Source organism: Nonomuraea sp. NPDC050310 (assembly GCF_040655795.1).
Lineage (GTDB): Bacteria > Actinomycetota > Actinomycetes > Streptosporangiales > Streptosporangiaceae > Nonomuraea.
In genome coordinates, this window is record NZ_JBFAKP010000044.1 from 1 (window position 1) to 25,786 (window position 25,786).

32 protein-coding genes, 2 tRNA genes and 1 pseudogene are annotated in these 25,786 nt (G+C 71.9%); 18 read left to right on the forward strand and 17 right to left on the reverse strand.

Translation table 11 applies throughout. The annotated features are described in order from the left end of the window. Together AB0I67_RS42340 and AB0I67_RS42345 are read right to left on the reverse strand one after the other, a co-directional pair. Positions 1-624 (reverse strand): phosphatase PAP2 family protein (locus AB0I67_RS42340; RefSeq protein WP_357936507.1); only part of this gene is annotated, 624 nt, incomplete at its 3' end. 86 nt (positions 625-710) lie between these two features. Further along, a complete protein-coding gene (locus AB0I67_RS42345; protein ID WP_357936509.1) occupies positions 711-1,223 on the reverse strand; it encodes an HIT domain-containing protein in 513 nt (170 codons plus the stop codon). A 34-nt stretch (positions 1,224-1,257) separates the two neighbouring features. Here AB0I67_RS42345 and AB0I67_RS42350 point away from each other — a divergent pair, with 34 nt between their 5' ends. After that, positions 1,258-1,986, forward strand: a complete 729-nt coding sequence (locus tag AB0I67_RS42350; RefSeq protein ID WP_357936511.1) for a PIG-L family deacetylase — start codon at positions 1,258-1,260, stop codon at positions 1,984-1,986. Positions 1,987-2,062: 76 nt separating this feature from the next. Here AB0I67_RS42350 and thrS read toward each other — a convergent pair whose 3' ends face one another. The 3 genes from thrS to AB0I67_RS42365 are packed head-to-tail and all read right to left on the reverse strand — an operon-like array spanning position 2,063 to position 5,591. Beyond that, on the reverse strand, positions 2,063-4,027 hold the full coding sequence (gene thrS, locus AB0I67_RS42355) for a threonine--tRNA ligase (RefSeq protein WP_357936514.1): 1,965 nt from the start codon (positions 4,025-4,027) through the stop codon (positions 2,063-2,065). Between the two features lie 42 nt (positions 4,028-4,069). Beyond that, positions 4,070-4,675, reverse strand: a complete 606-nt coding sequence (locus AB0I67_RS42360; RefSeq protein ID WP_357936516.1) for a glycoside hydrolase family 25 protein — start codon at positions 4,673-4,675, stop codon at positions 4,070-4,072. A gap of 52 nt (positions 4,676-4,727) precedes the next feature. Continuing rightward, complete coding sequence (locus AB0I67_RS42365; RefSeq protein ID WP_357936518.1) at positions 4,728-5,591, reverse strand: TIGR03564 family F420-dependent LLM class oxidoreductase; 864 nt, start codon at positions 5,589-5,591, stop codon at positions 4,728-4,730. Between the two features lie 45 nt (positions 5,592-5,636). Between AB0I67_RS42365 and pgm the strand changes: the two genes are divergently transcribed. After that, positions 5,637-7,244, forward strand: a complete 1,608-nt coding sequence (gene pgm / locus AB0I67_RS42370; RefSeq protein WP_357936520.1) for a phosphoglucomutase (alpha-D-glucose-1,6-bisphosphate-dependent) — start codon at positions 5,637-5,639, stop codon at positions 7,242-7,244. Here pgm and AB0I67_RS42375 read toward each other — a convergent pair. From AB0I67_RS42375 to AB0I67_RS42385, 3 genes are read right to left on the reverse strand one after another with little or no spacing between them, the layout of a single operon-like run. Next, a complete protein-coding gene (locus AB0I67_RS42375) occupies positions 7,234-7,413 on the reverse strand; it encodes a DUF5708 family protein (RefSeq protein ID WP_357936522.1) in 180 nt (59 codons plus the stop codon). The genes pgm and AB0I67_RS42375 overlap by 11 nt on opposite strands. Before the next feature lie 21 nt (positions 7,414-7,434). After that, the gene (locus AB0I67_RS42380) at positions 7,435-8,157 is read right to left on the reverse strand and encodes a DUF2786 domain-containing protein (RefSeq protein ID WP_357936524.1); all 723 of its coding nucleotides are present in this window, start codon (positions 8,155-8,157) and stop codon (positions 7,435-7,437) included. Continuing rightward, positions 8,154-9,383 (reverse strand): hypothetical protein, encoded by a 1,230-nt coding sequence (locus AB0I67_RS42385; RefSeq protein WP_357936526.1) that lies wholly within the window; start codon positions 9,381-9,383, stop codon positions 8,154-8,156. The genes AB0I67_RS42380 and AB0I67_RS42385 overlap by 4 nt, the downstream gene beginning before the upstream one ends. 239 nt (positions 9,384-9,622) lie before the next feature. On the opposite strand from AB0I67_RS42385, the gene AB0I67_RS42390 reads away from it, so the two are divergent. The 4 genes from AB0I67_RS42390 to AB0I67_RS42405 all read left to right on the forward strand — a co-directional run bounded on the left by AB0I67_RS42390 (position 9,623) and on the right by AB0I67_RS42405 (position 12,160). Further along, positions 9,623-9,862, forward strand: a complete 240-nt coding sequence (locus AB0I67_RS42390) for a hypothetical protein (protein ID WP_357936528.1) — start codon at positions 9,623-9,625, stop codon at positions 9,860-9,862. Positions 9,863-9,948: 86 nt separating this feature from the next. Next, complete coding sequence (locus AB0I67_RS42395; RefSeq protein ID WP_357936530.1) at positions 9,949-11,145, forward strand: cytochrome P450; 1,197 nt, start codon at positions 9,949-9,951, stop codon at positions 11,143-11,145. 10 nt (positions 11,146-11,155) lie between these two features. After that, positions 11,156-11,878: an HAD-IA family hydrolase gene (locus tag AB0I67_RS42400; RefSeq protein WP_357936531.1), complete on the forward strand. Its 723-nt coding sequence runs from the start codon at positions 11,156-11,158 to the stop codon at positions 11,876-11,878. 9 nt (positions 11,879-11,887) lie between these two features. Continuing rightward, positions 11,888-12,160, forward strand: coding sequence for a DUF4031 domain-containing protein (locus AB0I67_RS42405; protein ID WP_357936533.1), 273 nt, complete (start codon positions 11,888-11,890; stop codon positions 12,158-12,160). On the opposite strand, the gene AB0I67_RS42410 is transcribed toward AB0I67_RS42405, so the two are convergent. The 7 genes from AB0I67_RS42410 to AB0I67_RS42440 all read right to left on the reverse strand — a co-directional run bounded on the left by AB0I67_RS42410 (position 12,087) and on the right by AB0I67_RS42440 (position 17,258). After that, positions 12,087-12,725, reverse strand: a complete 639-nt coding sequence (locus tag AB0I67_RS42410; protein WP_357936535.1) for a metal-dependent phosphohydrolase — start codon at positions 12,723-12,725, stop codon at positions 12,087-12,089. The genes AB0I67_RS42405 and AB0I67_RS42410 overlap by 74 nt on opposite strands. A 19-nt stretch (positions 12,726-12,744) precedes the next feature. Further along, positions 12,745-13,143, reverse strand: coding sequence for a hypothetical protein (locus tag AB0I67_RS42415; protein WP_357936537.1), 399 nt, complete (start codon positions 13,141-13,143; stop codon positions 12,745-12,747). A 105-nt stretch (positions 13,144-13,248) separates the two neighbouring features. Then, a tRNA-Met gene (locus AB0I67_RS42420) sits at positions 13,249-13,325 on the reverse strand. Positions 13,326-13,362: 37 nt separating this feature from the next. Then, entirely contained in the window at positions 13,363-13,635 is a 273-nt protein-coding gene (locus AB0I67_RS42425; RefSeq protein WP_357936539.1) for a hypothetical protein, read from the reverse strand. Positions 13,636-13,644: 9 nt separating this feature from the next. Next, positions 13,645-15,096: a serine/threonine-protein kinase gene (locus AB0I67_RS42430; RefSeq protein ID WP_357936541.1), complete on the reverse strand. Its 1,452-nt coding sequence runs from the start codon at positions 15,094-15,096 to the stop codon at positions 13,645-13,647. A gap of 78 nt (positions 15,097-15,174) precedes the next feature. Further along, positions 15,175-16,695, reverse strand: coding sequence for a peptidylprolyl isomerase (locus AB0I67_RS42435; RefSeq protein ID WP_357936543.1), 1,521 nt, complete (start codon positions 16,693-16,695; stop codon positions 15,175-15,177). Between the two features lie 89 nt (positions 16,696-16,784). After that, positions 16,785-17,258, reverse strand: coding sequence for a hypothetical protein (locus AB0I67_RS42440; protein WP_357936545.1), 474 nt, complete (start codon positions 17,256-17,258; stop codon positions 16,785-16,787). A 146-nt stretch (positions 17,259-17,404) separates the two neighbouring features. Here AB0I67_RS42440 and AB0I67_RS42445 point away from each other — a divergent pair, with 146 nt between their 5' ends. The 4 genes from AB0I67_RS42445 (at position 17,405) to AB0I67_RS42460 (ending at position 20,031) form a co-directional block, all read left to right on the forward strand. Continuing rightward, positions 17,405-18,160 (forward strand): excalibur calcium-binding domain-containing protein, encoded by a 756-nt coding sequence (locus AB0I67_RS42445; RefSeq protein WP_357936547.1) that lies wholly within the window; start codon positions 17,405-17,407, stop codon positions 18,158-18,160. A gap of 224 nt (positions 18,161-18,384) precedes the next feature. After that, positions 18,385-18,768, forward strand: a complete 384-nt coding sequence (locus AB0I67_RS42450; RefSeq protein ID WP_357936549.1) for a hypothetical protein — start codon at positions 18,385-18,387, stop codon at positions 18,766-18,768. A gap of 160 nt (positions 18,769-18,928) precedes the next feature. Further along, positions 18,929-19,567 carry a hypothetical protein gene (locus AB0I67_RS42455; protein WP_357936551.1) on the forward strand — a complete coding sequence of 213 codons (639 nt, stop codon included), beginning with the start codon at positions 18,929-18,931 and terminating at the stop codon, positions 19,565-19,567. Then, the gene (locus AB0I67_RS42460) at positions 19,564-20,031 is read left to right on the forward strand and encodes a hypothetical protein (RefSeq protein ID WP_357936553.1); all 468 of its coding nucleotides are present in this window, start codon (positions 19,564-19,566) and stop codon (positions 20,029-20,031) included. Before AB0I67_RS42455 ends, AB0I67_RS42460 begins: the two co-directional genes overlap by 4 nt. A gap of 107 nt (positions 20,032-20,138) precedes the next feature. On the opposite strand, the gene AB0I67_RS42465 is transcribed toward AB0I67_RS42460, so the two are convergent. Further along, positions 20,139-20,216: transfer RNA gene (locus AB0I67_RS42465), tRNA-Val, on the reverse strand. A 20-nt stretch (positions 20,217-20,236) separates the two neighbouring features. Beyond that, a complete protein-coding gene (locus tag AB0I67_RS42470; RefSeq protein WP_357936555.1) occupies positions 20,237-21,097 on the reverse strand; it encodes a GntR family transcriptional regulator in 861 nt (286 codons plus the stop codon). A 92-nt stretch (positions 21,098-21,189) separates the two neighbouring features. Here AB0I67_RS42470 and AB0I67_RS42475 point away from each other — a divergent pair, with 92 nt between their 5' ends. From AB0I67_RS42475 to AB0I67_RS42510, 8 genes and pseudogenes are all read left to right on the forward strand, one after another. Beyond that, positions 21,190-21,555 carry a hypothetical protein gene (locus tag AB0I67_RS42475; RefSeq protein ID WP_357936557.1) on the forward strand — a complete coding sequence of 122 codons (366 nt, stop codon included), beginning with the start codon at positions 21,190-21,192 and terminating at the stop codon, positions 21,553-21,555. Beyond that, positions 21,555-21,887: a hypothetical protein gene (locus AB0I67_RS42480; protein WP_357936559.1), complete on the forward strand. Its 333-nt coding sequence runs from the start codon at positions 21,555-21,557 to the stop codon at positions 21,885-21,887. The genes AB0I67_RS42475 and AB0I67_RS42480 overlap by 1 nt, the downstream gene beginning before the upstream one ends. Continuing rightward, complete coding sequence (locus AB0I67_RS42485) at positions 21,884-22,051, forward strand: hypothetical protein (RefSeq protein WP_357936561.1); 168 nt, start codon at positions 21,884-21,886, stop codon at positions 22,049-22,051. The genes AB0I67_RS42480 and AB0I67_RS42485 overlap by 4 nt, the downstream gene beginning before the upstream one ends. After that, positions 22,048-22,287, forward strand: coding sequence for a hypothetical protein (locus tag AB0I67_RS42490; RefSeq protein ID WP_357936563.1), 240 nt, complete (start codon positions 22,048-22,050; stop codon positions 22,285-22,287). Before AB0I67_RS42485 ends, AB0I67_RS42490 begins: the two co-directional genes overlap by 4 nt. Before the next feature lie 186 nt (positions 22,288-22,473). Next, positions 22,474-22,635 carry a hypothetical protein gene (locus AB0I67_RS42495; protein ID WP_357936565.1) on the forward strand — a complete coding sequence of 54 codons (162 nt, stop codon included), beginning with the start codon at positions 22,474-22,476 and terminating at the stop codon, positions 22,633-22,635. Further along, positions 22,616-23,914 carry a glycosyltransferase gene (locus AB0I67_RS42500; RefSeq protein ID WP_357936567.1) on the forward strand — a complete coding sequence of 433 codons (1,299 nt, stop codon included), beginning with the start codon at positions 22,616-22,618 and terminating at the stop codon, positions 23,912-23,914. Before AB0I67_RS42495 ends, AB0I67_RS42500 begins: the two co-directional genes overlap by 20 nt. A gap of 93 nt (positions 23,915-24,007) precedes the next feature. Continuing rightward, positions 24,008-25,195: a hypothetical protein gene (locus AB0I67_RS42505; RefSeq protein WP_357936568.1), complete on the forward strand. Its 1,188-nt coding sequence runs from the start codon at positions 24,008-24,010 to the stop codon at positions 25,193-25,195. A 34-nt stretch (positions 25,196-25,229) separates the two neighbouring features. Further along, a pseudogene (locus AB0I67_RS42510) lies at positions 25,230-25,786 on the forward strand (hypothetical protein); the annotation flags it as partial.

The following is a 25,786-nucleotide window of genomic DNA, read 5'->3' on the forward strand; positions in this document are numbered from 1 at the left end:
GCCCACGCCGGCGCCGCTGTTGACCACGACGGCCAGCCCCGCGCCCCGCGGCAGCGCGGGGGCCGAGGCGGCGCCGTGCAGGCGGTCGTGCACGCGCGGACCGGGCGGCAGCGCCGCGCGGGTGACGCCGGCCGCGCCGAGCCCGACCAGGCAGCCGCCCAGCACGTCGGTCGGGTAGTGCACGCCGACGTAGATCCGGGAGAAGGCGACGGCCGCCGCGAGCGGCGCGACCAGGGCGCCGAGCGCGGGCGATTCGACGGCCACCCCGGCGGCGAAGGCGGCGGCCGAGGCCGAGTGGCCGGAGGGGAAGGAGGAGGTGTGCGGCTGCCGGGTCAGCCGCCGGACCAGCGGCACCGAGTCGATCGGAGGCCGGGTCCGCTCGGCGAGCCATTTTCCGGCGGTGTTGGAGGCCAGCGAGGCCAGCGCGAGCGAGGCGACGCCCCGGCGGGCCGCCCGGCGGGCGCTCGGCCCGCCGATCGCGGCCATGAGCCCGGCGACGCCGAACCACAGCAGCCCGTGGTTGGCCGCCTGCGACAGCCTGGGCAGGACCTGCTCGGCGCCCGGCCAACGCGCCTTGGCCACCCGCGCGAAAAGCCGCCGGTCAAGCCGGCTGAATCCACCCATGCGGCAGGGCATCCCCCGCCCGGCGGCCCGGGCAAACGCCCGTCACCGCCAAGACTCCCCCATCGCGGGCCGCCGGCCGCCGGGCCTCACTCCCAGGCCTGGGCCAGCAGCTCGCGGGTGTCGGGCAGCAGTTGCGGCAGCACCTTGGTCTGCCCGATGACCGGCATGAAGTTGGTGTCGCCCCCCCAGCGCGGCACCACGTGCTGGTGCAGGTGCGCGGCGATGCCCGCGCCCGCGACGGTGCCGAGGTTCATGCCCACGTTGAAGCCCTGCGGGTCGCTCGCCTTGCGCAGCGCGCGGATCGCCCGCTGGGTGAACTCGCCCAGCTCGGTCACCTCCTCGGCGGTGAGCTGGTCGTAGCCTGGGATGTGCCGGTAGGGCACGACCATCAGGTGGCCGGAGTTGTAGGGGTAGAGGTTGAGCACCGCGAACACGGCGGAGCCGCGGGCGACCACCAGCCCGTCCTCGTCACTGAGCTTCGGGATCTCGCAGAACGGGCAGCCGTCCCCGGATCCGGGGCCGGTAGGTTTGTTCTCGCCCTTGATGTAGGCCATCCGGTGCGGGGTCCACAACCGCTCGAAGTTGTCGGGCTCATGCATGTCAAGCAGCATAGAGAACGCGGAGGCGAGCCGAATGACCACACCCCAGCTCGAGCCCATGCCGGAGGACTGGTCGCGGGCGCTGGCCATCGTGGCCCACCCCGACGACCTGGAGTACGGCTGCGCCTCGGCCATCGCCGGCTGGACCGCCGAGGGCCGGGAGGTGGCCTACGTGCTGGTCACCCGCGGCGAGGCGGGCATCGACACGCTCGACCCGGCCAAGGCCGCGCCGCTGCGCGAACGCGAGCAGCTGGCCAGCGCCGCCGTCGTCGGCGTGAGCGTGGTGGAGTTCCTCGACCACGCCGACGGGGTGATCGAGTACGGCCCGGCGCTGCGCCGGGAGCTGGCGGCCGCGATCCGCCGCCACCGGCCCGAGCTGGTGATCACCCTCAACCACCGCGACACCTTCGGCGGCGTGGCCTGGAACAGCCCCGACCACCGGGCCGTGGGCCGCGCCACGCTGGACGCGGCGGGCGACGCGGGCAACCGGTGGATCTTCCCCGACGCCGGGCCTGAGCCGTGGAACGGGGTGCGCTGGGTGGCGGTCGCCGCCTCGCCGCAGCCCACGCATGCGGCGGCGATCAGCGACGAGGGGCTGGAGCTGGGCATCCGGTCGTTGCTGGAGCACCGCGCCTACATCGAGGCGCTGACCGACCAGGAGCCCGAGGCCTACGTCCGGGAGCTGCTGACCGGGTTCACCGGGATGACCGCCGAGTCGTTCGGCGGGCAGCGGGCGGTCAGCTTCGAACTCTTCCCGCGCTGACCAGGCTTTCCCGCGCTGGCCAGGCACGGAACAGGCGGCGGCCCCGAACCCCGGGGTCGCCGCCTGCCGTACGGGATCAGACCTGGACGCGGCGCTCGACGGCGCTGACGATCTCGGCCACCGCGTCCTCGACCGGCACGCCGTTCTTCTGCTCGCCGCTGCGGTAGCGGAAGGAGACGCCCCCGGCGGCGATGTCCTCGTCGCCGGCGAGGATCATGTACGGGACCTTCGCCTTCTGCGCGTTGCGGATCTTCTTCTGCATGCGGTCGTCGGAGGCGTCGACCTCGACCCGGATGCCGTGCTCGCGCAGCTTCTTGGCCACGTCCTGGAGGTAGGCGACGTGCGCCTCGGCGATCGGGATGCCCACCACCTGCACGGGAGCCAGCCAGGCCGGGAAGGCGCCGGCGTAGTGCTCGACCAGCACGCCCATGAAGCGCTCGATCGAGCCGAACAGCGCCCGGTGGATCATGACCGGCGTCTGCCGCGAGCCGTCGGCCGCCTGGTACTCCAGACCGAAGCGCTTGGGCTGGTTGAAGTCGAGCTGGATGGTCGACAACTGCCAGGTGCGCCCGATGGCGTCCTTGGCCTGCACGGAGATCTTCGGCCCGTAGAAGGCCGCGCCGCCCGGGTCGGCCACCAGCTTGAGCCCCGACTCCTCGGCCGCCTGGCGCAGCGCCTCGGTGGCCTCGTCCCACTCGGCCTGCTCGCCGATGAACTTGTCGGAGTCGTCGCGGGTGGACAGCTCCAGGTAGAACTCCTCCAGCCCGAAGTCGCGCAGCACGCTGAGCACGAAGGCGAGCAGGGACTTGATCTCCTCGCCCATCTGCTCCTTGGTGGTGTAGATGTGCGAGTCGTCCTGCGTCATGCCGCGCACCCGGGTCAGGCCGTGGACCACGCCCGACTTCTCGTAGCGGTAGACCGAGCCGAACTCGCACAGCCGCAGCGGCAGCTCGCGGTAGGACCGCCCGCGCGCCCGGAAGATCAGGTTGTGCATCGGGCAGTTCATCGGCTTGACGCGGTACTCGGTGCCGTCGAGCTCGAAGGGCGGGAACATGTCCTCGCCGTACCACGGCAGGTGGCCGGAGGTCTCGAACAGCGTCGACTTGGTGAGGTGCGGCGTGTTGACGAACTCGTAACCCGCCTCCGCCTGCCGCCGGCGCATGTAGTCCTCCATCTCCTTGCGGATGATCCCGCCCTTGGGATGGAAGACCGGCAGCCCGCTGCCCAGCTCCGGCGGGAAGCTGAACAGGTCGAGCTCGGCGCCGAGCTTGCGGTGGTCGCGCTTCTCGGCCTCCTCCAGCAGGTGGAGGTACTCGTCCTGCTTCTCGCGCGACTCCCACGCGGTGCCGTAGATCCGCTGGAGCTGCGGGTTCTTCTCGCTGCCGCGCCAGTAGGCGCCGCCGGAGCGCATGAGCTTGAAGGCCGGGATGACCCGGGTGGTCGGCAGGTGCGGGCCCCGGCACAGGTCGAACCAGCACAGCGACCCGTCCTTCGGGTCCTTGTTGTCGTAGATGGTGAGCTGCCCGCCGCCCACCTCGACGTTCTCCTCGTCGGAGCCGCCGCCCTTGAGCCCGATGAGCTCCAGCTTGTACGGCTCGGCCGCCAGCTCCAGCCGGGCCTCCTCGTCGCTCACCTCGCGGCGGCTGAAGGTCTGCCCCTGCTTGACGATCTCGCGCATGCGCTTCTCGATGCGCTTGAGGTCGTCGGGCTGGAAGGCGTGGTGCACGTCGAAGTCGTAGTAGAAGCCGTTCTCCACGGGCGGGCCGATGCCCAGCCTGGCGTCGGGGAACAGCTCCTGCACAGCCTGGGCCATGACGTGCGCCGTGGAGTGGCGCAGGATCGCCCGGCCGTCGGCGGAGCCGATCTCGACCGGCTCGACCACGTCGCCGTCGGCGACGGCCCAGGCCAGGTCGCGCAGCTCGCCGTTGACGCGGGCGGCGATGACGGTGCGGCCGTCGGCCTCGAGCGCGTCACCGGCCGTCGTCCCGGCCGCGACCACACGCTCGGCTCCGGCGAGGGTGATGCGTAGCTCGGCTGACACGATGGCTCCCTTGGGACGGCGCTTGTCGGATGGAAACCGATGCTATCGCGGGTCGTAGCCCAGCCTGGTCAGCTCCTCACGGCTGCCGTGGAAGACGTTGCGGTCCACGGGGCTGTTGGAGTACTGGTGGATCGCCCAGTCCCGCCACGGCGAGGGCACGACCGGGTTGCCGCGCGGGCGGTTGGGCGAGGCGATCCACAGCGGATAGCCGCCCAGGCCCGCGCAGTTGCCCTCCCTGGCGAAGTAGTCGTAGGTGTAGACGAAGGGCCGCACGCCCGCGTGCCGCTCGATCTGGTTGCACCAGCGCCGGGCGTAGCGCGCCACCTGCTCGGGCGGCAGCCCGTCGTTGGTCTCCAGGTCGAGCGCGATCAGGTCGCCGCGGCGCAGCCCGCCGGCGGCGCGGATGCGGCGCAGGAAGTGCCGGACGTGCTCGGCGGGCTCGCCCCTGGGCCGGGCGAAGTGGTAGGCGCCGCAGACCAGCCAGCTCTCCCGCATCCCGGTCCAGTTGCGCTCGAACCACTTGTCGGCGAAGTCACCGCCCTCGGTGGCCTTGGCGAAGGCGAAGGAGACCCCGGACTTGGCGTGCTCGGCCCAGTCGACCCGGCCCTGCCAGTTGGACACGTCTATGCCATGAAGCACCTTGCTCACCCTGCCGGAGTCTATTGAGGCGCCCTCCCGGCGGCCCTGCGCCGCGCCGCCGTCAGGTCAGCATCGTGCGGAGCAACCGCCGGGTGCGCTCGAACTCGCCGAACTCGGCGGCCACGAAGTCGGTCACGCCGATCGCGGCCATGGCCTCGATCTGGGCGCGCACGCTGTCCTCGTCGCCGACGATCGCCACGTCGCCGGGGCCGGCGGCGCCCTCCTTGTCGAGCATGGCCCGGTAGGAGGGGAGCTGGCCGTAGACGGCGAAGACCCGCTCGGCCTTGGCGCGGGCGGCGGCCACGTCGTCGGTCACGCAGACCGGCAGGGCGCAGACGATGCGCTTGCCCTCGCCGAGCGCGGGCACGACGTGCTCGGCGACGGTGCGGGGGCCGGTCATCCAGAGCACGGTGCCGTCGGCCTTCTCGGCGGCGAGCTTGAGCATGCGCGGGGCCAGGGCGGCGATCAGGACCGGGAAGCCGCCGCCGGGCGTGGACAGGCCGAGGTGCGCCTGGAGGGTCTCGCCGGTGAAGTCGACCTTCTCCCCGCGCACCAGCGGCAGGAGCACGTCGAGGTACTCGCGCATGTGCCGGGCGGGCTTGTCGAAGCTGTAGCCGTACATCTGCTCGATGACGACCTGGTGCGACAGGCCGATGCCGAGCGCGAGCCGCCCGCCCAGCGCGGCGTTGGCGGTCATCGCCTGCTGCGCCATGACCGCGGGATGGCGCGGGTAGGTCGGCACGACCGCGGTGCCGAGCTCGATGCCGGGCACCTGCGAGCCGGCGACGGCCAGGGCGGTGAGCGCCTCCAGCCCGAAGATGTTCGACAGCCACGCCGAGGGAAAACCGTCGGCCGCGGCGGCCGAGATAGAGTCGCGTAGCTGGTCGATGCTCTGAGGCTCACTCAGGAACAGTCCGATGCGCATGGATACCGAACTCCATTCTGTTTGCTCGTTTGTAAGGTTAGCTGCATGACCCACGAGCGTGCAGGACAGCCAGCCCGGCCGGGCGACCTGGTGGATGTGGCCAAACTCGTGACCGCGTACTACGCGGTGCGCCCCGATCCGGGCGAGGCGGCCCAGCGGGTCGCCTTCGGCACCTCGGGACACCGGGGCTCGGCGCTGGACGGCGCCTTCAACGAGGACCACATCCTGGCCACCACGCAGGCCATCTGCGAGTACCGCGAGGCCCAGGGGGTGCGCGGGCCGCTGTTCCTCGGGGCCGACACGCACGCCCTGTCCGAGCCGGCCACCGTCTCGGCACTGGAGGTCCTGGCCGCCAACGCGGTCGAGACCCTGGTCGACTCGCGCGGCGGGTACACCCCGACGCCGGCCGTCTCGCACGCGATCCTCACCCACCCGGGCTCCGACGGCATCGTCGTGACGCCCTCGCACAACCCGCCGCGCGACGGCGGCTTCAAGTACAACCCGCCCAACGGCGGGCCGGCCGACACCTCGGCCACCTCGTGGATCCAGGACCGCGCCAACGAGCTCATCGCGGGCGGGCTCAAGGAGGTGCGGCGCGTGCCGTACCGCGCGGACCTGGGCCGGCCCTACGACTTCCTCGGCGCCTACGTCGGCGACCTGCCCTCGGTGGTCGACCTCGACGCGATCCGCGAGTACGGCGTGCGCATCGGGGCCGACCCGCTGGGCGGGGCGAGCGTGGCCTACTGGGGCGAGATCGCCGAACGGCACCGGCTCGACCTGACCGTGGTCAACCCGACGACCGATCCCACCTGGCGTTTCATGACGCTCGACTGGGACGGCAAGATCCGGATGGACTGCTCCTCGCCATACGCCATGGCCTCGCTGATCGAGCGGCGCGGCGACTACGCCATCGCCACCGGCAACGACGCCGACGCCGACCGGCACGGCATCGTCACGCCCGACGGGCTGATGAACCCCAACCACTACCTCGCCGTGGCCATCGCCTACCTGTACGGTCACCGTCCCGGCTGGCCCGAGGGCGCCGCGGTGGGCAAGACGCTGGTCAGCAGCAGCATGATCGACCGGGTGGCGGCCGAGCTCGGGCGGCGGCTGTACGAGGTGCCGGTCGGGTTCAAGTGGTTCGTGCCCGGCCTGCTGGACGGCTCGCTCGGCTTCGGCGGCGAGGAGAGCGCCGGGGCCTCGTTCCTGCGCCGCGACGGCTCGGTCTGGACGACCGACAAGGACGGGATCATCCTGGCGCTGCTGGCCTCGGAGATCCTCGCGGTCACCGGCAAGAGCCCGTCCGAGCACTACCGCGAGCTCACCGCCCGGCACGGCGAGCCGGCCTACGCCCGGGTGGACGCCCCGGCGACGCGCGAGCAGAAGGCGGTGCTGGCCAAGCTCTCCCCCTCCGACGTCAGCGCCGCCGAGCTGGCCGGCGAGCCGATCACCGAGGTGCTGACCGAGGCGCCCGGCAACGGGGCGGCCGTCGGCGGGCTCAAGGTCAGCACCGAAAGCGCCTGGTTCGCGGCCCGCCCGTCGGGCACCGAGGACGTCTACAAGATCTACGCCGAGTCCTTCCAGGGTCCCGGGCATCTGGCCCGGGTCCAGGAGGAGGCGCGCGCGGTGGTGTCCGCGGCGCTCAGCGGATGAGCTTGTAGGCGCCGAACGCCGCCTCCAGGCCGCCGAGCGCCATGACGACCAGGCCGGCCTTGTGCGGGTTGACGAGCCAGATCTCCTCGTCCAGCCCCCAGAGCCACAGGGCCAGCCCGACCGCGAAAGTGATCAATCCGATGATGAGCGTCTTAGGTGATTTGTCCACGAAAACAAGGCTAGAAGCGGCCTAGCCCCGTCCGCTCCCGCTGGCCGACGAGATCGTCCTACATCCTTCGGATGACGCCAGCCGCTCGCGCTCCAGATCGGCGCGGCGGCCGGCCTCGACGCCGTCGCGGTAGCCGGTGCCGCTGGTGCGCGGCACCGTGCGGCGGATGCGCGGGTAGACCTCGGCGACCGCCGCCTCGACCTCGGCCCGCCGGTCGGCCAGCACGAGCTCGGTGCCGGGCGCGGCCTCGTCGCGCAGGGCCGCCTCCTCGGCCGCCTGCAGCAGCCGGTACACCTCGTCGGCGAAGCCGAGCAGCCACGAGCGCCGGTAGGCCCGCGGGTTGGACGCCGGCGGGTCCACCGCGGCCAGGCCGGTGGCCATCTGCAGCAGCAGCGAGGTGGCCAGCAGGTCGGCCCGTTCCAGGTCGGAGCCGAAGCCGAAGATGTGCACCCGCTGGCCGCCCTCACCGCGCCCGATCAGCAGCGGGCGGCAGCGCACGGCCTGCGCGACCAGGCAGACCAGCCGCGCCTTCTCACGCGCCCACGGGTCGGCCAGCGTGACCAGCCGGTCGCCGGGCGCCGATCGCGACGCCCGGCCGGTGAGGGTGGCCTGCTCGATGCCGTACTTGGCCATCAGCGCGGAGGCGGCCGCCATGAAGGTGGCCCGCTCGTGCGGGTTGTCGGTGCCCTCCGCCTTGGCCAGGAGCTTCCTGACCCGGTCGAGTGTCCTGGAGTCGCTGCTCAAGAAGCCGATTGTACGGCTACCGCGGGGAAGGTGCCGGTGTCGACGATGCCGTGCTCCTGGTAGAGCTGCTCGATCAGCGCGTGCGCCTGCGGCTCCAGCTTCCACAGGGCCCGCCACTCGCGCGCGGTGGCCAGCGAGATGCCCACCTCGGCGGCGATGTCGACGGTCCGCGGCACCTTGCCCTTCTCGATCTGCTCGTCCCAGTACGTGCGGCCCATGCGCATCAGCCGGGCGCGCTCGGCGGTGTCGAGGATCTGCGGGGTGGCGTCGAGGATCTCGACGTCCTCGTCCTCGTCCTCGACCAGTTCGGCCAGCGCGGGCGGGAGCTGCGGCCGGGCCGGGACCGGCTGGTGGTCGGCGTACTGCGGCCCCCACGGCACCCGCGGGTCGGCGTCGATGAGCGCCTCGGTGTTGTAGAGCGCGGCGATCTGCGCCAGCAGCGCCTCCTGCCGGGCCGGGTCGACCGCCAGGCCGGTGTGCTCGACCGCCTGGTCCATGGCCTTGTCCAGCCTGGCCAGCGCGGCCCGCACCTTGCGGTCGGGGGCGCCCTGCTCGCGCAGGTTCTTGGCGCGCTTGGCGGCCAGCGCCACCCGGGTCAGGCGGCGGTGCACGTCCACCTCGGTCGCGGTGCGGTCGCTCACCTCGGCCAGGCCGATGCGCACCAGCATCCGCTCGGGGGTGAGCCGCCAGTTGATCCGGCCGGTGCCGCGGATGCGGTGCCGTTCGATGGCCATGCCGCGTTCCCACAGCCACGCGGCGACCAGCGGGGCGGCCAGGCGGAAGATCGCCTCGGCGACGCTGCGCGCGTCCATGCTGGACAGCACCGAGGTCAGGCAGGTCAGCGCCCAGACCGCGACGCCGTCGATGCCGGCCGAGTAGTTCTCCCGCATGTTGCGCCGCGCGCGCACGGCGCTGGTGACGATGGCGACCTCGATGAAGGCGAACAGCAGGAGCCGCAGCGGCCCGTCCAGGCCGAGCACGTCTCCGGAGAAGCGCCACATGCCCTGGGCCGAGACCCCGGTGGCGATGCAGGCGGCCACGATCGTCAGCACGTCCTCGATCGGGCGGGGCAACACGTACCGCTGCCACATGCCCGCCAGGCCGCGCCCGCCCACCCGGATCAGCAGGACGGCGAGAACCAGCCCGACGAGCGCAAAGAGACCGATTAGTCCGGCGATAGCCGGTTTTTCGGTGACGAATGCAGCGATGTCATCAATTGGGGGCATCAGTGACTGTCCGTCAGGTTCGATATCCGACTGTATACGCACCGGATCATCGCAGAATGTCGTCCCGTTGTATGCCAAACAGCCACCCCAGCCCCGTGAAACACCCAGGTCGCACGGCTTTTGCCAGCCTTTACCGCTCCTTGGGGCCTAGCTGACTTTTCGTCACATTTCTTGCACGGTGACCGCCCTCGCGTGCGGTCGTTCACGAGTGCACAATCGAAGCAACGGTTGGAGGCCTCGTGAGCAGACGATCACGAAGACGCCGCGTCTTCCCCGGCGGCGAGCCGGGCCCGCTGCCCGGGTTCGGGCCCGGGGAGCCGCACTGGAGCGGTCCCGAGGACGACGACGACCCGCGGTTCGAGGATCCCGGCGGCGGGGTGCGCGAGCCCCGCAGGCCCAAGCCGGCTCCCCCGTCGCTCGAGGCCCGGGCTCCGCTGCCCGAGACGCCGCTGGAGACGCGGGTCCTGGTCCTCGACTGAGACGGATCTCAGCGCCGATTCGCCGGAATGGGACGTTCTGCGGCAGGATTTGTCTTGGCTAAGGTGTCCCGCCAGGTAGGAATCGCATGTCAGTAGAGGATGAGTTCCCGCTCGTGCAGTTCATGCGCGAGAACTTCGACCCGGTCGGCGAGCTCGCTCGCATCCGGGCCGAACAGCCCATGTTCCCCATGGCGATCCCCGGGGACCAGACGGTCTGGCTGGTCACCCGGTACGAGGACGTCAGAGAGGTGCTCGGCGACCACGAGCGCTTCAGCAACGACTTCGGCAACATCATCGGGCTGGGGTCCAACCAGGACGACCCGGGCGGTCTGGGCTTCCGCGACCCGCCCGAGCACACCCGGCTGCGCAAGTACCTCACGCCCGAGTTCACCATGCGCCGCCTGCGCCGGCTGGAGCCGCGCATCGAGGCGATGGTCGAGGAGTACCTCGACCGGATGGAGAAGGACGGCTCGCCGATCGACCTGGTGCAGTCCTTCTGCCTGCCGATCCCGTCGCTCGTGGTCTGCGAGCTGCTCGGCGTGCCGTACGAGGAACGCAAGGACTTCCTGCGCCTGTCGACCAACCGGTTCGACTTCTCGGCCGGGCCCGAGGCCTCCATCCAGGCGGTCAACGACGCGATGGCCTACCTGACCGACCTGGTGGCGCGCGAGCGGCAGAACCCGGGCGACGGGCTGCTGGGCACGCTGCTGCGCGAGCACGGCGACGAGCTCGACGACCGGACCCTCGCCAGCATGGCCGACGGCCTGCTGACCGGCGGGCACGACACCAGCACGAGCATGCTCGCGCTGGGCACGCTGTGGCTGCTGGAGAACCCGGCCGAGGCGGCCAAGGTGCGCGAGCAGGAGGGCTACATCACCGAGGTGGTCGAGGAGCTGCTGCGCTACATGACCGTGGTGCAGGTGGCCTTCCCGCGCTTCGCCCGCGAGGACATGGAGTTCCTCGGGCAGAAGGTCACCAAGGGGCAGATGCTGCTCTGCTCGCTCTCGGCGGCCAACCGCGACCCCGCGCTCGGCGAGGAGATGGACAAGGCGCGCCCCGAGCGGCCGGCCTCCTCCTCCCACCTGGCCTTCGGCCACGGCATCCACCGCTGCATCGGCGCTCCGCTGGCGCAGATGGAGATGCGCGTCGCCTTCCCGGCGCTGCTGCGCCGCTTCCCGGACCTGCGCCTGGACGTGCCCTTCGACGAGGTGCCCTTCCGCAAGCTGGCCATCGTGTACGGACTCGACGCCCTGCCCGTGGCCTGGGGACCCCGGCAGGCGTAACTTCGGTGGTGTGACGATAGATCTCACCGCGATCGGCGCCGTCGTCTTCGACAGCGACGGCGTCGTCACGGACACCGCCCGCGTGCACGCCGCCGCGTGGAAGCATGTCCTGGACGGCTTCCTGCGGGGGCGTTCGGAGCCGTTCGACATCCGCGCCGATTACCTGCGCCATGTCGACGGCCGTCCCCGGCTGGAGGGGCTGCGCACCTTCCTGGCCGCCCGCGGGCTGGAGGTGCCCGACGGCTCGCCCGACGACGAGGCGGGCACGCCGAGCGTGCACGGGCTGGCCGCCGCCAAGGACGACTTCTTCCTCGCCCAGATCGGCAAGTACGGCGTGGCCGCCTTCCCGTCGGCGGTGCGCCTGCTGCACGAGCTGCGCCAGCGCGGCAGCCGTACCGCTGCGGTCACGGCGTCGCGGCACGGGCGGCGGCTGGTGGCCGCGGCCGGGCTGGCCCACCTGTTCGATCTGGTCGTCGACGGGCACGACGCGGCGCTGATGAACCTGCCCGGCAAGCCCGACCCGGCGATCCTGCTGGAGGCGGCCCGCCGGATGGACCTCGTCCCGGCCCGGGTGGCGCTGGTGGAACGGGCCATGCCCGGGGTCGAGGCGGCGCGCAAGGGCGGGTTCGGGCTGGTCGTCGCCGTCGGCAGCATCGAGTGCGACGCCGACGTGGTAGTGCGCGACCTCGGCGAGCTGACCGTGACCGGACGGGTGCGTGACCTGCGGCCGTAGGGTTGGGGGGTGAGTGTCCTGATCGATCCCCCCATCTGGCCCGGCCCGCGTGGCCTGATGTGGTCGCACCTGGTGAGCGACCTGTCCCTGGAGGAGCTGCACGCCTTCGCCCGCGAGCTCGGCGTGCCGCCGCGGGCCTTCGATCGCGACCACTACGACGTGCCCTCCACCGTGCACGCGCGGGCGGTCTCGCTCGGCGCGGAGCCGGTCAGCTCGCAGGAACTGCTGCGCCGCCTGGTGGCCTCGGGCCTGCGCCGGCGCAAGCCTCGCCGAGCCGGGTGAGCTCGGCGGTCATGTTCGCCCGCGCGGCCCGTTCCCACCGCTCGTGGCCGGTCTCGGTGCGATACAGCCGCGGTACGGCCAGCAGCCGGCGCAGCACGGCGGCCCGGCCCTGGCGGAAGGCCTCGTCGGGCACGTGCGCGTACTCCTGGCGGATGGCGCTGGCGTAGGCGTCGTAGGCGGGGCTCGCCAGGATCGCCAGGTCCGCGTCGCACAGCGCCTCGCCGTTGCGATCGCCCGGCCGGACCTGGTCGTGGGCGGCGGTGAGCCGGACCAGCCGCGCGACCTCCGCCACGCTCTCCGGGCCGAGCCCGCAGCGCGGCAGCAGGGCCTGGGCCAGTTGCGCGCTGCGTTCCTCGTCCCAGCCGGGGCGGCCCTCGTAGACCGCGTCGTGGAACCAGGCGGCCAGCCGTACCTCGCGGGTGGCGCCCAGCTCGTCCAGGGCCTCCAGGACGGCCCGCAGGTGGGCGCGGTCGTGGTAGCGGCGGTGCGGCTCGGCCCACCGGGCCAGCAGCTCGGCCTCCACGGCGCGCGCGGCCGGGGTGTCGGCGGTCAGCTCGCTCCACATGCCCGCGAGCCTAGCCCGGTCACGCTGACAGCAGCACGCCGAAGAACAGCGCCGCCAGCGCGGTCAGGCCGCTCACCGCGCCCATCGCCGCGACCGCGCCCTTGGTCTTGGCCCTGGTGTGCAGGAACGCCGTCACCCCGGAGACGATCACAATGCCCAGCTTCACGTTCAGGGTCAGCTTGTAGGACGGGTCGTCGTTGTCGTCGGCCAGCATGTTCCACACGCCGGTCGCCAGCAGCACGGCGAACGCCGGCCAGGCCACCCGGTTGAAGGCGTTCGCCGCCACCTTGGTCACCCCGTCCGCGGTCCGCCGCAGCGCGGGGACCAGGAACGCGAGGGTGAGCTGCCCGCCCACCCAGATGGTGGCGGCCAGGACGTGCAGGAAGACACGAACCGTGTCGAGGGATACGGAAAGCACGAAACCAACGTAGTGGTCGGTCCCCTCGGCCTCGCGAGGAGGCCCTCGGGATCATCCCGGCATGCGAAAAACGCCTCCCGGGATGATCCCGGAAGGCGTTTCACGTGGTAGCGGGGACAGGATTTGAACCTGCGACCTCTGGGTTATGAGCCCAGCGAGCTACCGAACTGCTCCACCCCGCGTCGTTGTGTCTAAAGACTATCAGGCTTTCCGGGGTCCTCACGCCGTTCCGCGCTGAGTCCGCTCATCCGGGCCGCGGAGGTGGGACAGATCGACGATCTCCTCCAGCTCGTGAAGCTGGTAGTAGCCGGGGAAGCCCACGGCCAGCCCGCGCCGGGTGACGCGGTACCAGATCTCGCCGGGGTTGGCCCGGGGCTCGCGCATGCGGGCGAACAGCAGGTGCGGGGAGCCCGGCTCGAGCTGGATGGGTTCGACGTGCAGGCCGTCTGGGCCTTCGAGGTACGGCGCCACGAAGCACGACATACCCGGCATCGATGATCGCTACTGCCGGTGGAGCGAGAAGGTCGTGCATCCGTCGGATTCGACGGTGCCGTCCAGGCGGTCCGGGCGCTCGGGGGCGAGCCTGGCCAGGAGGCCGACCATCAGGTAGTCGCCGGGGCGGTCGATCCAGCGGTCGCCGCGCAGGCGCAGCACGCCGTCCTCGACGGTGCCGCGCATGGCGAAGGAGCCGGTCGGCACGCCCGGGTTGCTGGGGTCGGCGCCGAAGGCGAAGGTGGCCTTCAGGGCGTCGGGGGTGCCGGTGATGGTGAGGGTGAGGGCGGTGACGCCCTGCGTGCAGGTGTACTCGCCGGTCCAGGTGCCGGCCAGGGTGGCGGGCTCGGGCGGGGCCGAGGTCTGCTGGGTGGGTCCGGCCTGGAGGGGCTGGACCTCGGGGGTGCGGGTGGCGGAGGTGAGCATGATCGCGGCGACCACGCCCAGGATCAGGAGGAGACCCGCGCCCGCGCCGACCATCGCCCACAGCCCGCCTCGGCCTCTCGGGTGCTGGTCGGCGGGGGTCCAGGCTCCGTGGGGGGCCGCCGGGTCTCCCGCGAACGCCGTCATCATGGGCGGGCCGGCCGTCAAGGTCGGGCCTGCGGGGGAACCGGCCGGCGGGGTGAGGCCGGGCGGGGGCGGGGTGGACGGGCCGGTGGGGCCGAGGACGGCCATGAGGGCCTGGTGGGCCGTGGGACGGGCCTCGGGGCGCTTGTCCAGGCAGTGCTCCAGCAGCCCGCGCAGGTGGGGCGGCAGGCCGCTGAGGTCGGGCGTCGTGTGCAGCACCCGGTTGAGCACCGCGGGCACGCTGTCGCTGCCGAACGCGGGCCGCCCGGTGGCCGCGTAGACCAGGGTCAGCGCCCACGAGAACAGGTCCGAGGCGGGTCCCACCGGCAGCCCGGCGGCCTGCTCCGGCGACATGTACGCGGGCGTCCCGAGCACCCCGCTGATCGTGGTCGCGGTCGAGTCGAGCGCCTTGGCGATGCCGAAGTCGATCACCCGTGGCCCGTCCGGGCCGAGCAGCACGTTGGCGGGCTTGAAGTCGCGGTGCACGATCCCCGCCCGGTGGATCGCGGCCAGCGCCGCCGCGGTGCCGATCGCCAGCCGGTGCAGCCCGCCCGCGTCCCGTGGTCCCTCGCGCCTGATCAGCGCCTCCAGGGACTCGCCCGGGACGTACTGGCTGATCACGTACGGCTGGCCGCCCGCGAGCCCGACGGCCAGGACGCGGGCGGTGGAGAACTCCTCCACCTGGCGGGCCGTCTCGACCTCGCGCAGGAAGTTGCGCTGCGCGGTCGCGTCGCTCGCCAGGTGGGCGTGCAGCAGCTTCACCGCCACGCGCTCGCCGGTCGGCGAGACGCCCAGGTAGACCGCGCCCTGGCCGCCCCTGCCCAGGACCCCGGCCAGCTCGTAGCCGCCCAGGCGAGCCGGATCCGACCCGCCCAAGGGTTGCAGCCCGTTCATGTCGACCCCCGTGTCGGTCGATGATGCTCGTGGTGACCATATCGACAAATATCGGCCCAACGGCTGGCTTGCCGGGGCTTATCGGGCGCGGTGGCCCAGCCTTACCTCGGTGATCCGCACGCCCAGCTTCGGGGCGCCCGTGCCGTCCGCGCCCTCCGCCCGCACGCCCCCGCGGGCCACGCGGTCGAGCAGCGTCAGGCCGCGGATGACCGTACCGACCGGGGTGTAGTCCGGGGGCAGGTCCACGTCGCCGTAGAGGAAGAAGAACTGGGCGCTGGTGGTGTTCGGGTCGGCGCGCTTGGCCATGGCGAGCACGCCGCGGCGGTACTCGGCGCCGTCGAGGTTCTCCTCGCGCCAGGCGAAGCCCGGGGTGCCGATGCCGTCCTCGGTGGAGACGCCGTCGGCCTTGGCGAACGGGTCGCCGCACTGCAGGATCGGGAACTCGCGGCCGCCCAGCCGGTGGCAGCGGGAGCCGACGTAGTACCGCTTCCTGGCCAGGTGGGCGAGGGCGTTGACCGCACAGGGGGCCTTGGCGGTGTTCAGCCTCACCTCGATCGCGCCGCGGTTGGTGACGAAGGTGAGGGTGGCCGGGAGCTTCCTCGGGTCGAAGGTGGCCGGGGGGAGGCCGGTCTCCTTGACCTTGCCGGTGGTGTCCCTGGTGTAGGCGCAGTCGTCGGGCGTGGACCGGGCCGGGGTGGGGGTGGCGCGCTGGCGCTCCGGCTGGGCGACGGGCTGGGGCTTGGCTTCGCTCTGGCGGGTGATCAGGAGGGTGGTCACCGCGATCAGGGCGATCGTGGTCAGGGCGGCGGCTATGGCCATGGCTATGCCGATGCCGCGGCCTCGCGGGGTGACGGGCGGGACCGAGGCCGAGAACAACACCCCCTGGTCACCACCGGCTCCCACCATGGAAGCCTGAACCCTGGGATCACCACCGGCTCCTACCCGCTGACCCTGCGGCCCCGGGTCGCCGCCGACCCCTGCCTCGGGAGCACCCACCGCCGGACCACCGGTTCCTCCCCGTGGAACCTGCGCCGCCGGGGAGGTCCCGGGTCCTGCGGGCGCGTTCCCCGCTGCTCGCCCGGATGCCGCGGCTTCGCCGTACGGGAGGGGGCGAGGGTACGGCGGGGCGGCTTCGCCGTACGACATGAGCGGCGCGGAGGTGAGGGCGGCGGCGAGAGTGGCGGCGGTAGGGCGGTCGCCGGGGTCGGGGGCCAGGCACGGAACCAAGAGCGGCCGGAGCTCGTCCGGAACACCCGCCAGCTCGGGCCCCGCGGCGATCGCGGGACGCCCGGTGGCGGCGTACACGACGGTGGCCGCCCAGGCGTAGACGTCGCCCGGCGGCGCGGCCGGAGACCCGTGGAGGCGCTCGGGCGACAGGTAGCCGGGCACCGAGCGCGTGGCTCCGGGCGCGCCGGGCTCCAGCAGGATCGGCCCGGCGGCCGTCAGCAGGACGTTGCCGGGGTTGACCGCCCCGTGCGCCACTCCCCCGGAGTGGAGTCCGGCCAGGGCCGAGGCGATCGCCCCGGCCACCCGCCACAGCTCCCCGTCGCCCAGCGGACCGGCCTCGACCCGGTCGCGCAACGAAACCGGGCTCACCATCGAGCCTCGCTCGTCCTGTGGGCGTGCTGCAGTAACAGATTCACGAAAAGCAAGGTAGAGCCGCGCGGCGGCCGGGCGGAAGGGGCAGGCTAGGCGGGGCCGCCGGTGCGGTGGTAGTCGAGGGCGAAGTCGTGCGTCCAGGTCTCGCCGTCCTTGGAGAACTCCCAGGCGCCGGTGATCGTCTGCCCGTCGGCGGCAAGGGTGCCGATGTAGCGCTGGTGGAACTCCGGCGCGGCCCGCCACACGCGCCAGGTGGTGTCGTCGAGGGTCATGCGGTAGACGCGGAAGACGTCGCGGGCGTCGGAGTAGAGGTAGGCGAACTCGCCGCTGGCGTCGTCCACGCCGATCAGGCAGAGGACGGGCAGGGGCGAGTTCTCGCGCCACTCCGCCGGGGCGTCCGGCGGCAGGTCGCCCTCCTGACGCAGGGCCAGGTAGGCGCCGCCTTCCGTCCACTCGACGCGGGCGCGGGCGGAGCTGAGGGTCTGGCCGTCGACGGTCCGGACGCGCAGGTCCCAGGTCCCTACCAGGCGCTCCAGCTTGGCGAGGTGTGGGCTTCTTGCCATGGCGTGTTCCTCTCTGCGGTGGTGGCTCACCTGTTGAGACTCGCCGGGCGGGCGAAAGTCATCTCTGCCCGGGTTTGTCCACTCAGAAAGCTGTCGGCAAGCGGGTGGTTCGAGACTGCGTGTTCTGACCCTCTCTTGGAGTGATCATGCGTACTGCTTCGATCCTTGCCCCGCTCGCCGCCGCCGTCCTGCTGTCCGGGTGCGCCGCCGGCGACACCAGCCCGTCGGCCGCCGCCGATGAGCTCAGCCCGTCGGTCACCACCGGTGAGCTCAGCCCGCCGGCCACCGCCGGTGAGCTCAGCCCGTCGGCCACCGCCGGTGAGATCGGCCCGTCGGCCACCGCCACCAGCACCTCCTCCCCCACCGCGACGCCCAGCCCGACACTCAACCCGACACCGGCCGCCCTGGCCACTCCCCCGGTGCCGTTGTGCGAGCACCGCCGGGTCGTGGCCCTGCTCACCGCCCTCGGCAAGGCCACCCAGCGCAAGGTCTTCGACCCCGGCCCAGCCGTGACCGCCTGGGCCAGCACCCTCCGAGCCGCCCAGAAACTCCCGGCCGAACCCGCCACCGGCGCCGCGGCCCGCCGAACCCTCCGGGCGATCACCGCCTACCAGGCCATCCCCTCCGGAACCGTCGCCGCCCGCAACCGGGCCCGCGTCATCGCCCAGGCGGCCCTCACCCTCGCCGACGCCTGCGGGACGAGCTACGGCATCGTCGTGCCGCCCCTCGCCAAGCCCCCCAAGCCCAGACCGGTCGCCCCCGTCCAGTCCAACGACCGGCGCTACAGCACCTGCGCGGAGGCCAACGCCCACGGCCTGGGCCCCTACCGGCGCGGCCTCGACCCGGAGTACGCCTGGTACCAGGACCGCGACGGCGACGGCCGCGTCTGCGAACCCGGCTGACCCCTCCCGAAGATGAACACCCCGACCCCTCCGGAACATCACCCCCACCCCAGGTCGACCCCGACAAACCCCCTCCCAACCGTCCGCGCATCCGGTTGATTTCTCCCTACATCCACGTGACCAGCTAACAAACAGTGGATTAGAGACCTTTTGTCGCAATCACTCACTCCATCAAGATCCATGACAGGCGGAAGCAAGATCCGCCCCAGATGCGAGGAGTAATGATGAACAAGGTGTTCAAGACTGCTCTTGTCGGCGCTGCGGTGGCCGTGACCAGCTTCGGACTGGCGCAGCCGGCCCTGGCCAACTCGTTCTCCAAGAACGTCGGTGACGGCACCATCTCCTACACCGACAGCAGCGACAGCTTCTGCGTCCAGGCTTACAACAGCGAGGGCGCCCGTTGGGTCGAGGTGACGCTGACCCCCGTCAACGGCGGCGGCCCTACCCGGACCATCCGTGACAACAACAACTACTACGGCCACTCCGGCAGCACCTGCACCAGCCTTGCCACCGCCTACGAGGACACGTACTACCGCGCCTCGGTCCGTACCTACTGGGGCGAGAACGGCAGCACGGTCTCCCGCGGCAACACCTACTTCTACAGCTGACCACCACAGCTCCCCGCTCGCCGTACGGCAGGCGGGGAGCTGACCGCCACAGCTCCCCGCTCCCCGCTTGCCGTACGGCAGGCGGGGAGCTCTGTTCGTGCCCACAGCGACTGACGAAGTCGAGGGCAGAACCCCAGGCCCCTCGGCTACCATCCCGCGCATGACTGACGGCTTACCGGCGGCTACGGGCGAGACGCCGAGAGACAAGCGGCTGGCCAGATGGGCGGCCATCGCCGGCATCGCAGCGATCCCCCTGGCGCTCGCCGTGATCTTGTTCGGCGACGGATGGCTCAATCCCGACCCGCCCCCTCCCGGTGCCTCCCCCACGGTGCACGTCCAGATCAGCCACGCCCCGGACCCGAAGCCCACGCCGACCCTGGAGCCGACACCCACACCGACGCCCACGCCGGAACAGGTGGTCGAGACCGTCGAGCCCACCCCCGCTCCCGACCACGGCGACCTTCCAAAGCGCTTCGCCGGCACCTGGGCAGGCCTGCTCGACGAGACCGGCGGCTGCAGCCGCTGCCCCTACCCCGTGCGTCTCGAACTCGACGGTGGCTACATGGGCGAAACCGTGGGCCGCATCGACTACACCACCTTCCGCTGCTCCGGTGACCTCACCCTCGTCGAGGCGAGCCGTACCCGCCTCACCGTCACCGAGACGATCACCGAGCGCGGCGGCAACTGCACGAGCACGGGGACCCTCTTCCTGACCTACCGCGCCGACGGCAAGATCGGCTACCGCTGGGGCAGGACCAGCGACACCGCCACCGGCACCCTCTCCCGGTCGGCCCGATGACCACCCTGTCCTCGATCCTGCGCTGGGTGCCGGCGGCCGTCGGCTGCGTGGCGTTCGCCCTCGGTTTCGCTACCCTCGCGCTGCTCTCCCCCTGGGGCTGGAACCACCGCGGAGTCTGCGAGGCCAACTTCGAAAGCGTCGAGGCCGCCCTGGCACGCTTCGACCTCCTGCGCGCCGCCCCGCCCGGAGCCATCCCGCTCGGCTCCCCCAGCCGCTCCTGCGACGACCCCGACGACCACCACGCCGCCGTCAGCCGCACCTACCTTCCGCCCAACGGTTTACGGGCGGGTGTCGAGGCCTTCTACCAGTCCCTCGCCGCCCGCCACGGCTGGCAGCCGCACCCCCACGACCCCGAGTGCATGGTCAAGGAGGTCGACGGCACCGAGGTCGAGTTCGACGTCTGGTTCGACCCCGAGTCGACGGAGAACACCTACACGGTGACCGCCTCCACCTGGCCCTGCTGACCTCAGCCCTGGGAGTTGCCGCCGCACCGGGCAGATCATCTCCCGATTCTCTCCCAAAACAGCAGAGGCCGTTTCTCTAGATCTAGAGAAACGGCCTCTGCGCTGCGTGGGCGATACTGGGATCGAACCAGTGACCTCTTCGGTGTGAACGCAGCCGAGCCAAGCCCCTGATCAGGGCAATCGCCAGACGGCCTGGTCAGGGGCTCTACACGGGGCGAGATGCGTCGAGTTCAGTCGAGGTGCGTCGAGTTGCCTCAAGATCGTTTCTCCCCGGATTCTCCCCCTGCTCCCCTGCAGGTCGCAGGGGGTCAATCCTCCACGCGTAGCTCAACTCGATCTGTTCGCACGGGAAGACGTAGTCGGCGGTCTCCACCGGACGCTCGCCCGCGTAGAAGGTCCGCTCGATCGTGAGCACCATGCCACCCGGGGGCAGCAGAAGCTGAGCGCCTTCCTCCGGCGACGCAGCCCGGGCGCGCACGACCTCCCGGGTGGCATCGACCGCCAGGCCCAGCGCCGCCATGCGCTCGATCACGCCACGGCCGCCCAGCGGCCCCTCCAAGGGGAACACCACCTCCGTGCCGCGCGTGAGGGCAAGCGGCTCCCAAGAACGGATGATCATCGTCGGCTCATCGTTCACGTGGTAGAGCGCATCCGTAGCCATGACGTCTGGCCGGTCCTGCAAGTCCGGGTCCCCGAGGCCAAGGCGCAGGCGCACGTCAGGTTCCGCGTAGACGGTCTCAGACCTGTATCCCGCCTGACTTCGGCCGGCCATCACGCTGTCGAGGCCGCTCGTGATCGGCGCACCGGACTGGCGCATCCGGTCGTAGCAGCGAATCAGCTGCCGGGCGCCAAGTCTGGTGCGCACGAAGGTGCCCGACCCGCTCTTGGAGATGACCATTCCCCACTTCGCCAGCGCCTGCACGGCCTGGTGTGCGGTGCCGCGGGCGACGCCATACCGCTCGGCGAGAGCTGGTACTGCCGGCAGTCGAGCGCCGGCCTCGTACTCGCCTGCCTCGATGCGCTTGCGAAGGTCGTCCGCTACTTGCAAGTAGCGATCGCGATCCACTGAATTCACCCGAACAGATTGACATCATCCTAGGATGCTTGCAACCATGCTGATACGAAGTGCGAGCATCCCATAACGCTTGTGGAGGTCTGGTGAAGGAACGAACGGTCTACGAACAGTCCCTGCCCGCTGGGCCCGATGCCGCCCCCAGCGCCAGCGCGTGGATCCGTGCCATCGCCGGGGAGGGCCTGGCCGAGCGCGCCGCGAGCGTCATCACCGGACTCGTGGCCGGCGCGACCGCACGCTCCCCGCACGGAGGACGCATCAAGATCACCGCCACGCTGGAGCCCGGCGAGCTCCGCATCGAGGTGCGCACCCCATCCAACGGCTTCCCGCAGAGCACGCCGCCCGGGTGGGCGGAGTGCTCCAGCCACGCCTGGTCCATGGCCACCCGAGAAACGGAAGATCACTACTCCGCTGAGGCGTCCGTGCGTCCCATGGTCGCGGTGGGATCCTGATGAGCCTCGAGGCGGACATCTCGTTGCCGGCCACGGAGGACTCCATCCAGACCGCGCGGACGTGGATGCGGATCGTGTTACCGGATCGTCTGGCCGTGCTCGAAGGCCAGGCGATGGCCGCGATCGGTGACCTCACGTCGGCTGTGTTGCCCCTCACGCACAAAGGCGCCGTCCTCTCCTGCCGCGTGGTGTTCGACGAGATGGCGCAGACGCTCCGCGTGGGCATCGACGCGCCGTGGGTGCGGGACGCCGACAGCGCCGAGCACGCACCTGATGCGAGCTACCTCAGCGTCGAGCTCGCGATCCCGCTCGATGACCTGGTGCCCTCGTGACCAGCCTGGAGGAGACCGGTCGCCGCGCCCACTGCCGCTCGTGCAGCGAGGAGATCGCCGAGCTCGACACCGGCGTCTGGCGCCTGGCGCGCAAGACCCCCGACGACCGAGTGCCCTGCCCCCTATCCCCCGACCAGCGGCACCACCCCCAGGAGGACCTGTGACCGCCGTGCACCACGAGCGCGACGACCTGGTCGTCGAGCGGCTGCACACGGAGCAGCCCGACGCCGAGCTCGTCGACGCCGAGCTCGTGGACCGCGAGCCCGGCGGCGGGTCGCAGGCCGGGCCGGTCCTGACCGACATGACCGCCCTGCAGTGGTTCATCCCGGGCCGCAGCGTGGGCGTCAGCGCGCCCGCCGCCGAGCCGTACCGCCCCGGCCGGCCGGGAGGCCTCCCTTAGACGGCCCGGCCGCCAGTTTGCGGTGCAGCGGCTTGGCGGCCGGGCTCACCACGTGGCCCTTGCCCAGGACGGAAGGGCAGGGGCCACCACGCCCCCGCTGGCTGGCTCCTCGTCATCCCTGCAGCCAGCCGGGGGGCGGAATCCCGTGTGAATCGGTTTCACCCACATCAACTGTTGGAGACCCCCATGTACGACGACGCCCTGCCCTTCACCGGGGCCGGCATCACGGTGGCCGGCATCGGCCTCCAGTTACCGACGATCATGGCCATCGCGGCGGGCGCGATCATCGGCGGGATCCTGGCCTACCGCTTCGCCACCAGGAAGCGGCGTGCGCAGACGCGGGGCTAGGTCCGCCCAGGTGGTCCTCGCGGGCGTCACCGCGCTGCTGGTGGCGCTCGCGTGGATCATCACCTACCGGCTGACCACCGGCCCGCTCCATCTGGACTGGACCGTCGCCCTGAACGCCCTGCCCACCCTCGTGCTCATCGTGGTCCTGGTCGCCGCGACCTGGCCGCGCACGTTCGAGCACCTCCCGGTCGCGCCGGGGCGCGTCGCCGTGATCGTGCCCTGCTATCAGGAGTCGCTCGCGGCCGTCGTGCGGACGGTCGACTCGCTGCTCGCCGGAACCGTCGTGCCGGACCTCATCTACCTGATCGACGACGGGTCCACCGACCCGATCGACATCACGCGGCTGCCGACCCGGATCCGCTTCGACCGGCGGGTCAAGATCTTCCGGCAGGCCAACGGCGGCAAGCGCGAGGCTCAGGCACGCGCCCTGTACGAGCTGCGCTGGCACCGCGACCGCGGCCGCCCGCTCGCCGACTACATCCTTACCGTCGACAGCGACTGTGACCTCGCGCCCACCGCGCTGCGTACCCTCCTGCGCGCCATGTCCGAGCCCAGCGTCCAGGCCGCCACCGGCCTGCCGCTCACCCGCAACCGCACAGCCAGCTGGCTGACGCGGCTGATCGACCTGGAGATCTCCTCGATCTGCCTCACCTACCGCACCGCCCGCTCCCGGCTGGGCGGCAGCCTCACCACCTGCTCCGGCGCGCTGGCCATCTACCGCGCCGACGTCGTCCTGGACAACCTGGCCGACTACCTCGAAGGCGCTGTCGCCGCCGGCGACGACCGGCGCCTGACGCACTACGCGCTCCTGCGCGGCCAGGTCGTCTCCGTCCCCGAGGCGCTCGTCTACACCGACATGCCCGTCACCCTGCGCGCCCTGTACCGGCAGCGCGTCCGCTGGTCCTCCTCCCACTGGGCCTACACCGGGTGGGAGATCGCGCACCTTCCCACCGGGCCGATGCTGTGGACCGCGTTCAACCTGCTCGTCTCGATCATCATCCCCATCGGCCTCGTCTGGCTGCTGATCCTCGCGCCTGTGCTGGGGTACGGCCTCGGCTGGCAGGCCATCGCCTACTGGCTGGTCCTGTCCTGGACCTCCAGCCTCGGCTACGCCGTACGCCGCCCCGGCCTACCAGCCGTCACCCGGTGGCTGACCTGGCTGGTCGGCGTGCCCGGGCTGATGCTGCTTCAGCTGGTCTGCATCCGGCCGGCCATGCTGGCCGCCCTGCGCGAGGTCCGGTCGACCTCGTGGCACACCCGCGGCGCCGACGCCACCTGACGCGCGCTCGTCGCGCCTCCACCGCTCGGCCGCCGCCGCGGTGTAGCGTCCCGCGACCAAAGCCCCCCATATCCGACCCCCGGAGTATCGAGCATGTCCCTCACCCCGGGCACCGCCATGCCCGCCCACCCGTCCGCCGAGGCCGCCCGGGGCCTGTGGTGGACGATCATCCTCATCACCGGCACGGTCAGCCTCGCGCTGAACATCGCCCACGGCGTTGCAGCCGCGCAGGGGGACGTCCTCCTGGCGGTGCTCGCCGGCGTCCTGCCCGTCCTCATGGCCGGCCTGCTGAGCCACACGTTCGTCGCTGACGCCCCGGGCGGGGTCCGCTTCGTGGTCGTCGTGCTCTTCGGGCTCAGCATGCTGATGTCGCTGTCGTCGATCGTGGAGCTCCTCGCGCCCGTCGTCGGCACGGCCCGGGCGCTCGGCACCGCCGCGGTGGTCGACGTCCCCGCACTCCTCGCGCTCTACATGATCGAGCGCGGGAACCGCGCCCGGCGAGCAGCCGAGCGAGCGGAGGCCGAGCGCCGTACGGCCGAGCGGCAAGCGGCCGAGCAAGCGCGCCGGGACGCCGAGGAGGCCGAGCGGCGAGCGGCCGACGAGCGCGCGGCGAGCGCCAGGCGAGCGGAGGAACAAGCGGCCGCCGAGCGCTTGGCGAGCGAGCAGCGAGCGGCAGAGCAAGCGGCAGCCGAGCGCGCCCACGCCGAGCGGCAAGCGGCAGAGGCGCTCGCCGAGGCCGAGCGGCAAGCGGCAGAACGAGCGGCAAACGAGCGCCTGGCGGCCGCCGAGCGAGCGGAGGCCGAGCGCCTGGCCGCCGAGCGCGCACAAGCGGAGAAAGAGGCCGCTGAGCAGGCGATAGAGGCCGAACGAGCGCGGGCCGAGCGGCTGGCCACGGCCGAGCGCCTGGCCGCTCAGCAGCGCGCCGCCGAGCGCGAGCGCGCCGCTCGCGAGGCGCTCGCCGCCAAGGCCGAGGCCGAACGGCAAGCGGCAGAGGAGGCACGGCGAGCGGCCGAGCGAGCGGCTCGCGCTGACGCTCGTACCGCTCGCGAGGCGCTCGCCGAGCAGCGCCACGGCGACCTCGCGCCCGCCGACAAGCGGCGGATCATCGCCGAGTTGCTCGCCCGCGACCCCGGCGCGCAAGCGCCCGCGGCCGTCGCCGCGGTGGCAGCGAGCGGCGGCCAGATCTCCCCGCAGCGCGCCCGGGCGGTCCTCTCCGAAATCCGCCAGGAGGCCGGCGGGCTCGCCGAGGTGCGGCAGATCCGTACCCCCGCCGCGGTGTAAGACGATGACGCTACGACCCCAGGAATGGAGACCGATGTACGACAACGACATCGTCTGTGGAAGCTGCGGACGGCGCGAGGGGCACCCCGAATGGTGCGACCTCGGCGGCTTGACCACCCGTGAGCAACTGGCCCAGGAGAACCAGGCCTGGCGGACCCACAAGGAAGAGCACCGCTACCTGACCGAGCGCGTGGACGGCTGCGACTTCTGCCTGCTGGACCCGCCGAGCTTCGGCGCCCGCGTCACTCCCGCTGGCCAGCAGGAGCTCAACGCCGCGAGCGAGCGCTGTCGGATGCGCGGCGGACCACCCTGGAGCAGTTCGACGCCGAGCGCGCCGCGATCATCGCCGCGCACTCCATCCCCTGAAGGGCGGGCGTCCGGACCCTTCCCCGAGACCGGACGCCCGACGGCACCCTACCCCGGACACGACGAAACGCCCCCGCCCGATCCCAAAGGATCGAGCGGGGGCGACGTCGTTTACACCTTGGTCCTCGAGGGCGCTGCCGGCGATGACACTGTGACGGGTCTGCCGTGGTGGCCAGCACCGCGGGGTGGCCACCACAGGTGTCGCGGCAGACGCCACCGCTCGCC

Coding starts and splice junctions, on each gene's coding strand:
- AB0I67_RS42345 (WP_357936509.1), bottom strand. CDS start 1,223: ATGCATGAGCCCGACAACTTCGAGCGGTTGTGGACCCCGCACCGGATG.
- AB0I67_RS42350 (WP_357936511.1), top strand. CDS start 1,258: ATGACCACACCCCAGCTCGAGCCCATGCCGGAGGACTGGTCGCGGGCG.
- AB0I67_RS42365 (WP_357936518.1), bottom strand. CDS start 5,591: ATGCGCATCGGACTGTTCCTGAGTGAGCCTCAGAGCATCGACCAGCTA.
- pgm (WP_357936520.1), top strand. CDS start 5,637: ATGACCCACGAGCGTGCAGGACAGCCAGCCCGGCCGGGCGACCTGGTG.
- AB0I67_RS42385 (WP_357936526.1), bottom strand. CDS start 9,383: ATGCCCCCAATTGATGACATCGCTGCATTCGTCACCGAAAAACCGGCT.
- AB0I67_RS42395 (WP_357936530.1), top strand. CDS start 9,949: ATGTCAGTAGAGGATGAGTTCCCGCTCGTGCAGTTCATGCGCGAGAAC.
- AB0I67_RS42410 (WP_357936535.1), bottom strand. CDS start 12,725: ATGTGGAGCGAGCTGACCGCCGACACCCCGGCCGCGCGCGCCGTGGAG.
- AB0I67_RS42425 (WP_357936539.1), bottom strand. CDS start 13,635: ATGCCGGGTATGTCGTGCTTCGTGGCGCCGTACCTCGAAGGCCCAGAC.
- AB0I67_RS42430 (WP_357936541.1), bottom strand. CDS start 15,096: ATGAACGGGCTGCAACCCTTGGGCGGGTCGGATCCGGCTCGCCTGGGC.
- AB0I67_RS42435 (WP_357936543.1), bottom strand. CDS start 16,695: ATGGTGAGCCCGGTTTCGTTGCGCGACCGGGTCGAGGCCGGTCCGCTG.
- AB0I67_RS42440 (WP_357936545.1), bottom strand. CDS start 17,258: ATGGCAAGAAGCCCACACCTCGCCAAGCTGGAGCGCCTGGTAGGGACC.
- AB0I67_RS42445 (WP_357936547.1), top strand. CDS start 17,405: ATGCGTACTGCTTCGATCCTTGCCCCGCTCGCCGCCGCCGTCCTGCTG.
- AB0I67_RS42450 (WP_357936549.1), top strand. CDS start 18,385: ATGAACAAGGTGTTCAAGACTGCTCTTGTCGGCGCTGCGGTGGCCGTG.
- AB0I67_RS42455 (WP_357936551.1), top strand. CDS start 18,929: ATGACTGACGGCTTACCGGCGGCTACGGGCGAGACGCCGAGAGACAAG.
- AB0I67_RS42460 (WP_357936553.1), top strand. CDS start 19,564: ATGACCACCCTGTCCTCGATCCTGCGCTGGGTGCCGGCGGCCGTCGGC.
- AB0I67_RS42480 (WP_357936559.1), top strand. CDS start 21,555: ATGAGCCTCGAGGCGGACATCTCGTTGCCGGCCACGGAGGACTCCATC.
- AB0I67_RS42495 (WP_357936565.1), top strand. CDS start 22,474: ATGTACGACGACGCCCTGCCCTTCACCGGGGCCGGCATCACGGTGGCC.
- AB0I67_RS42505 (WP_357936568.1), top strand. CDS start 24,008: ATGTCCCTCACCCCGGGCACCGCCATGCCCGCCCACCCGTCCGCCGAG.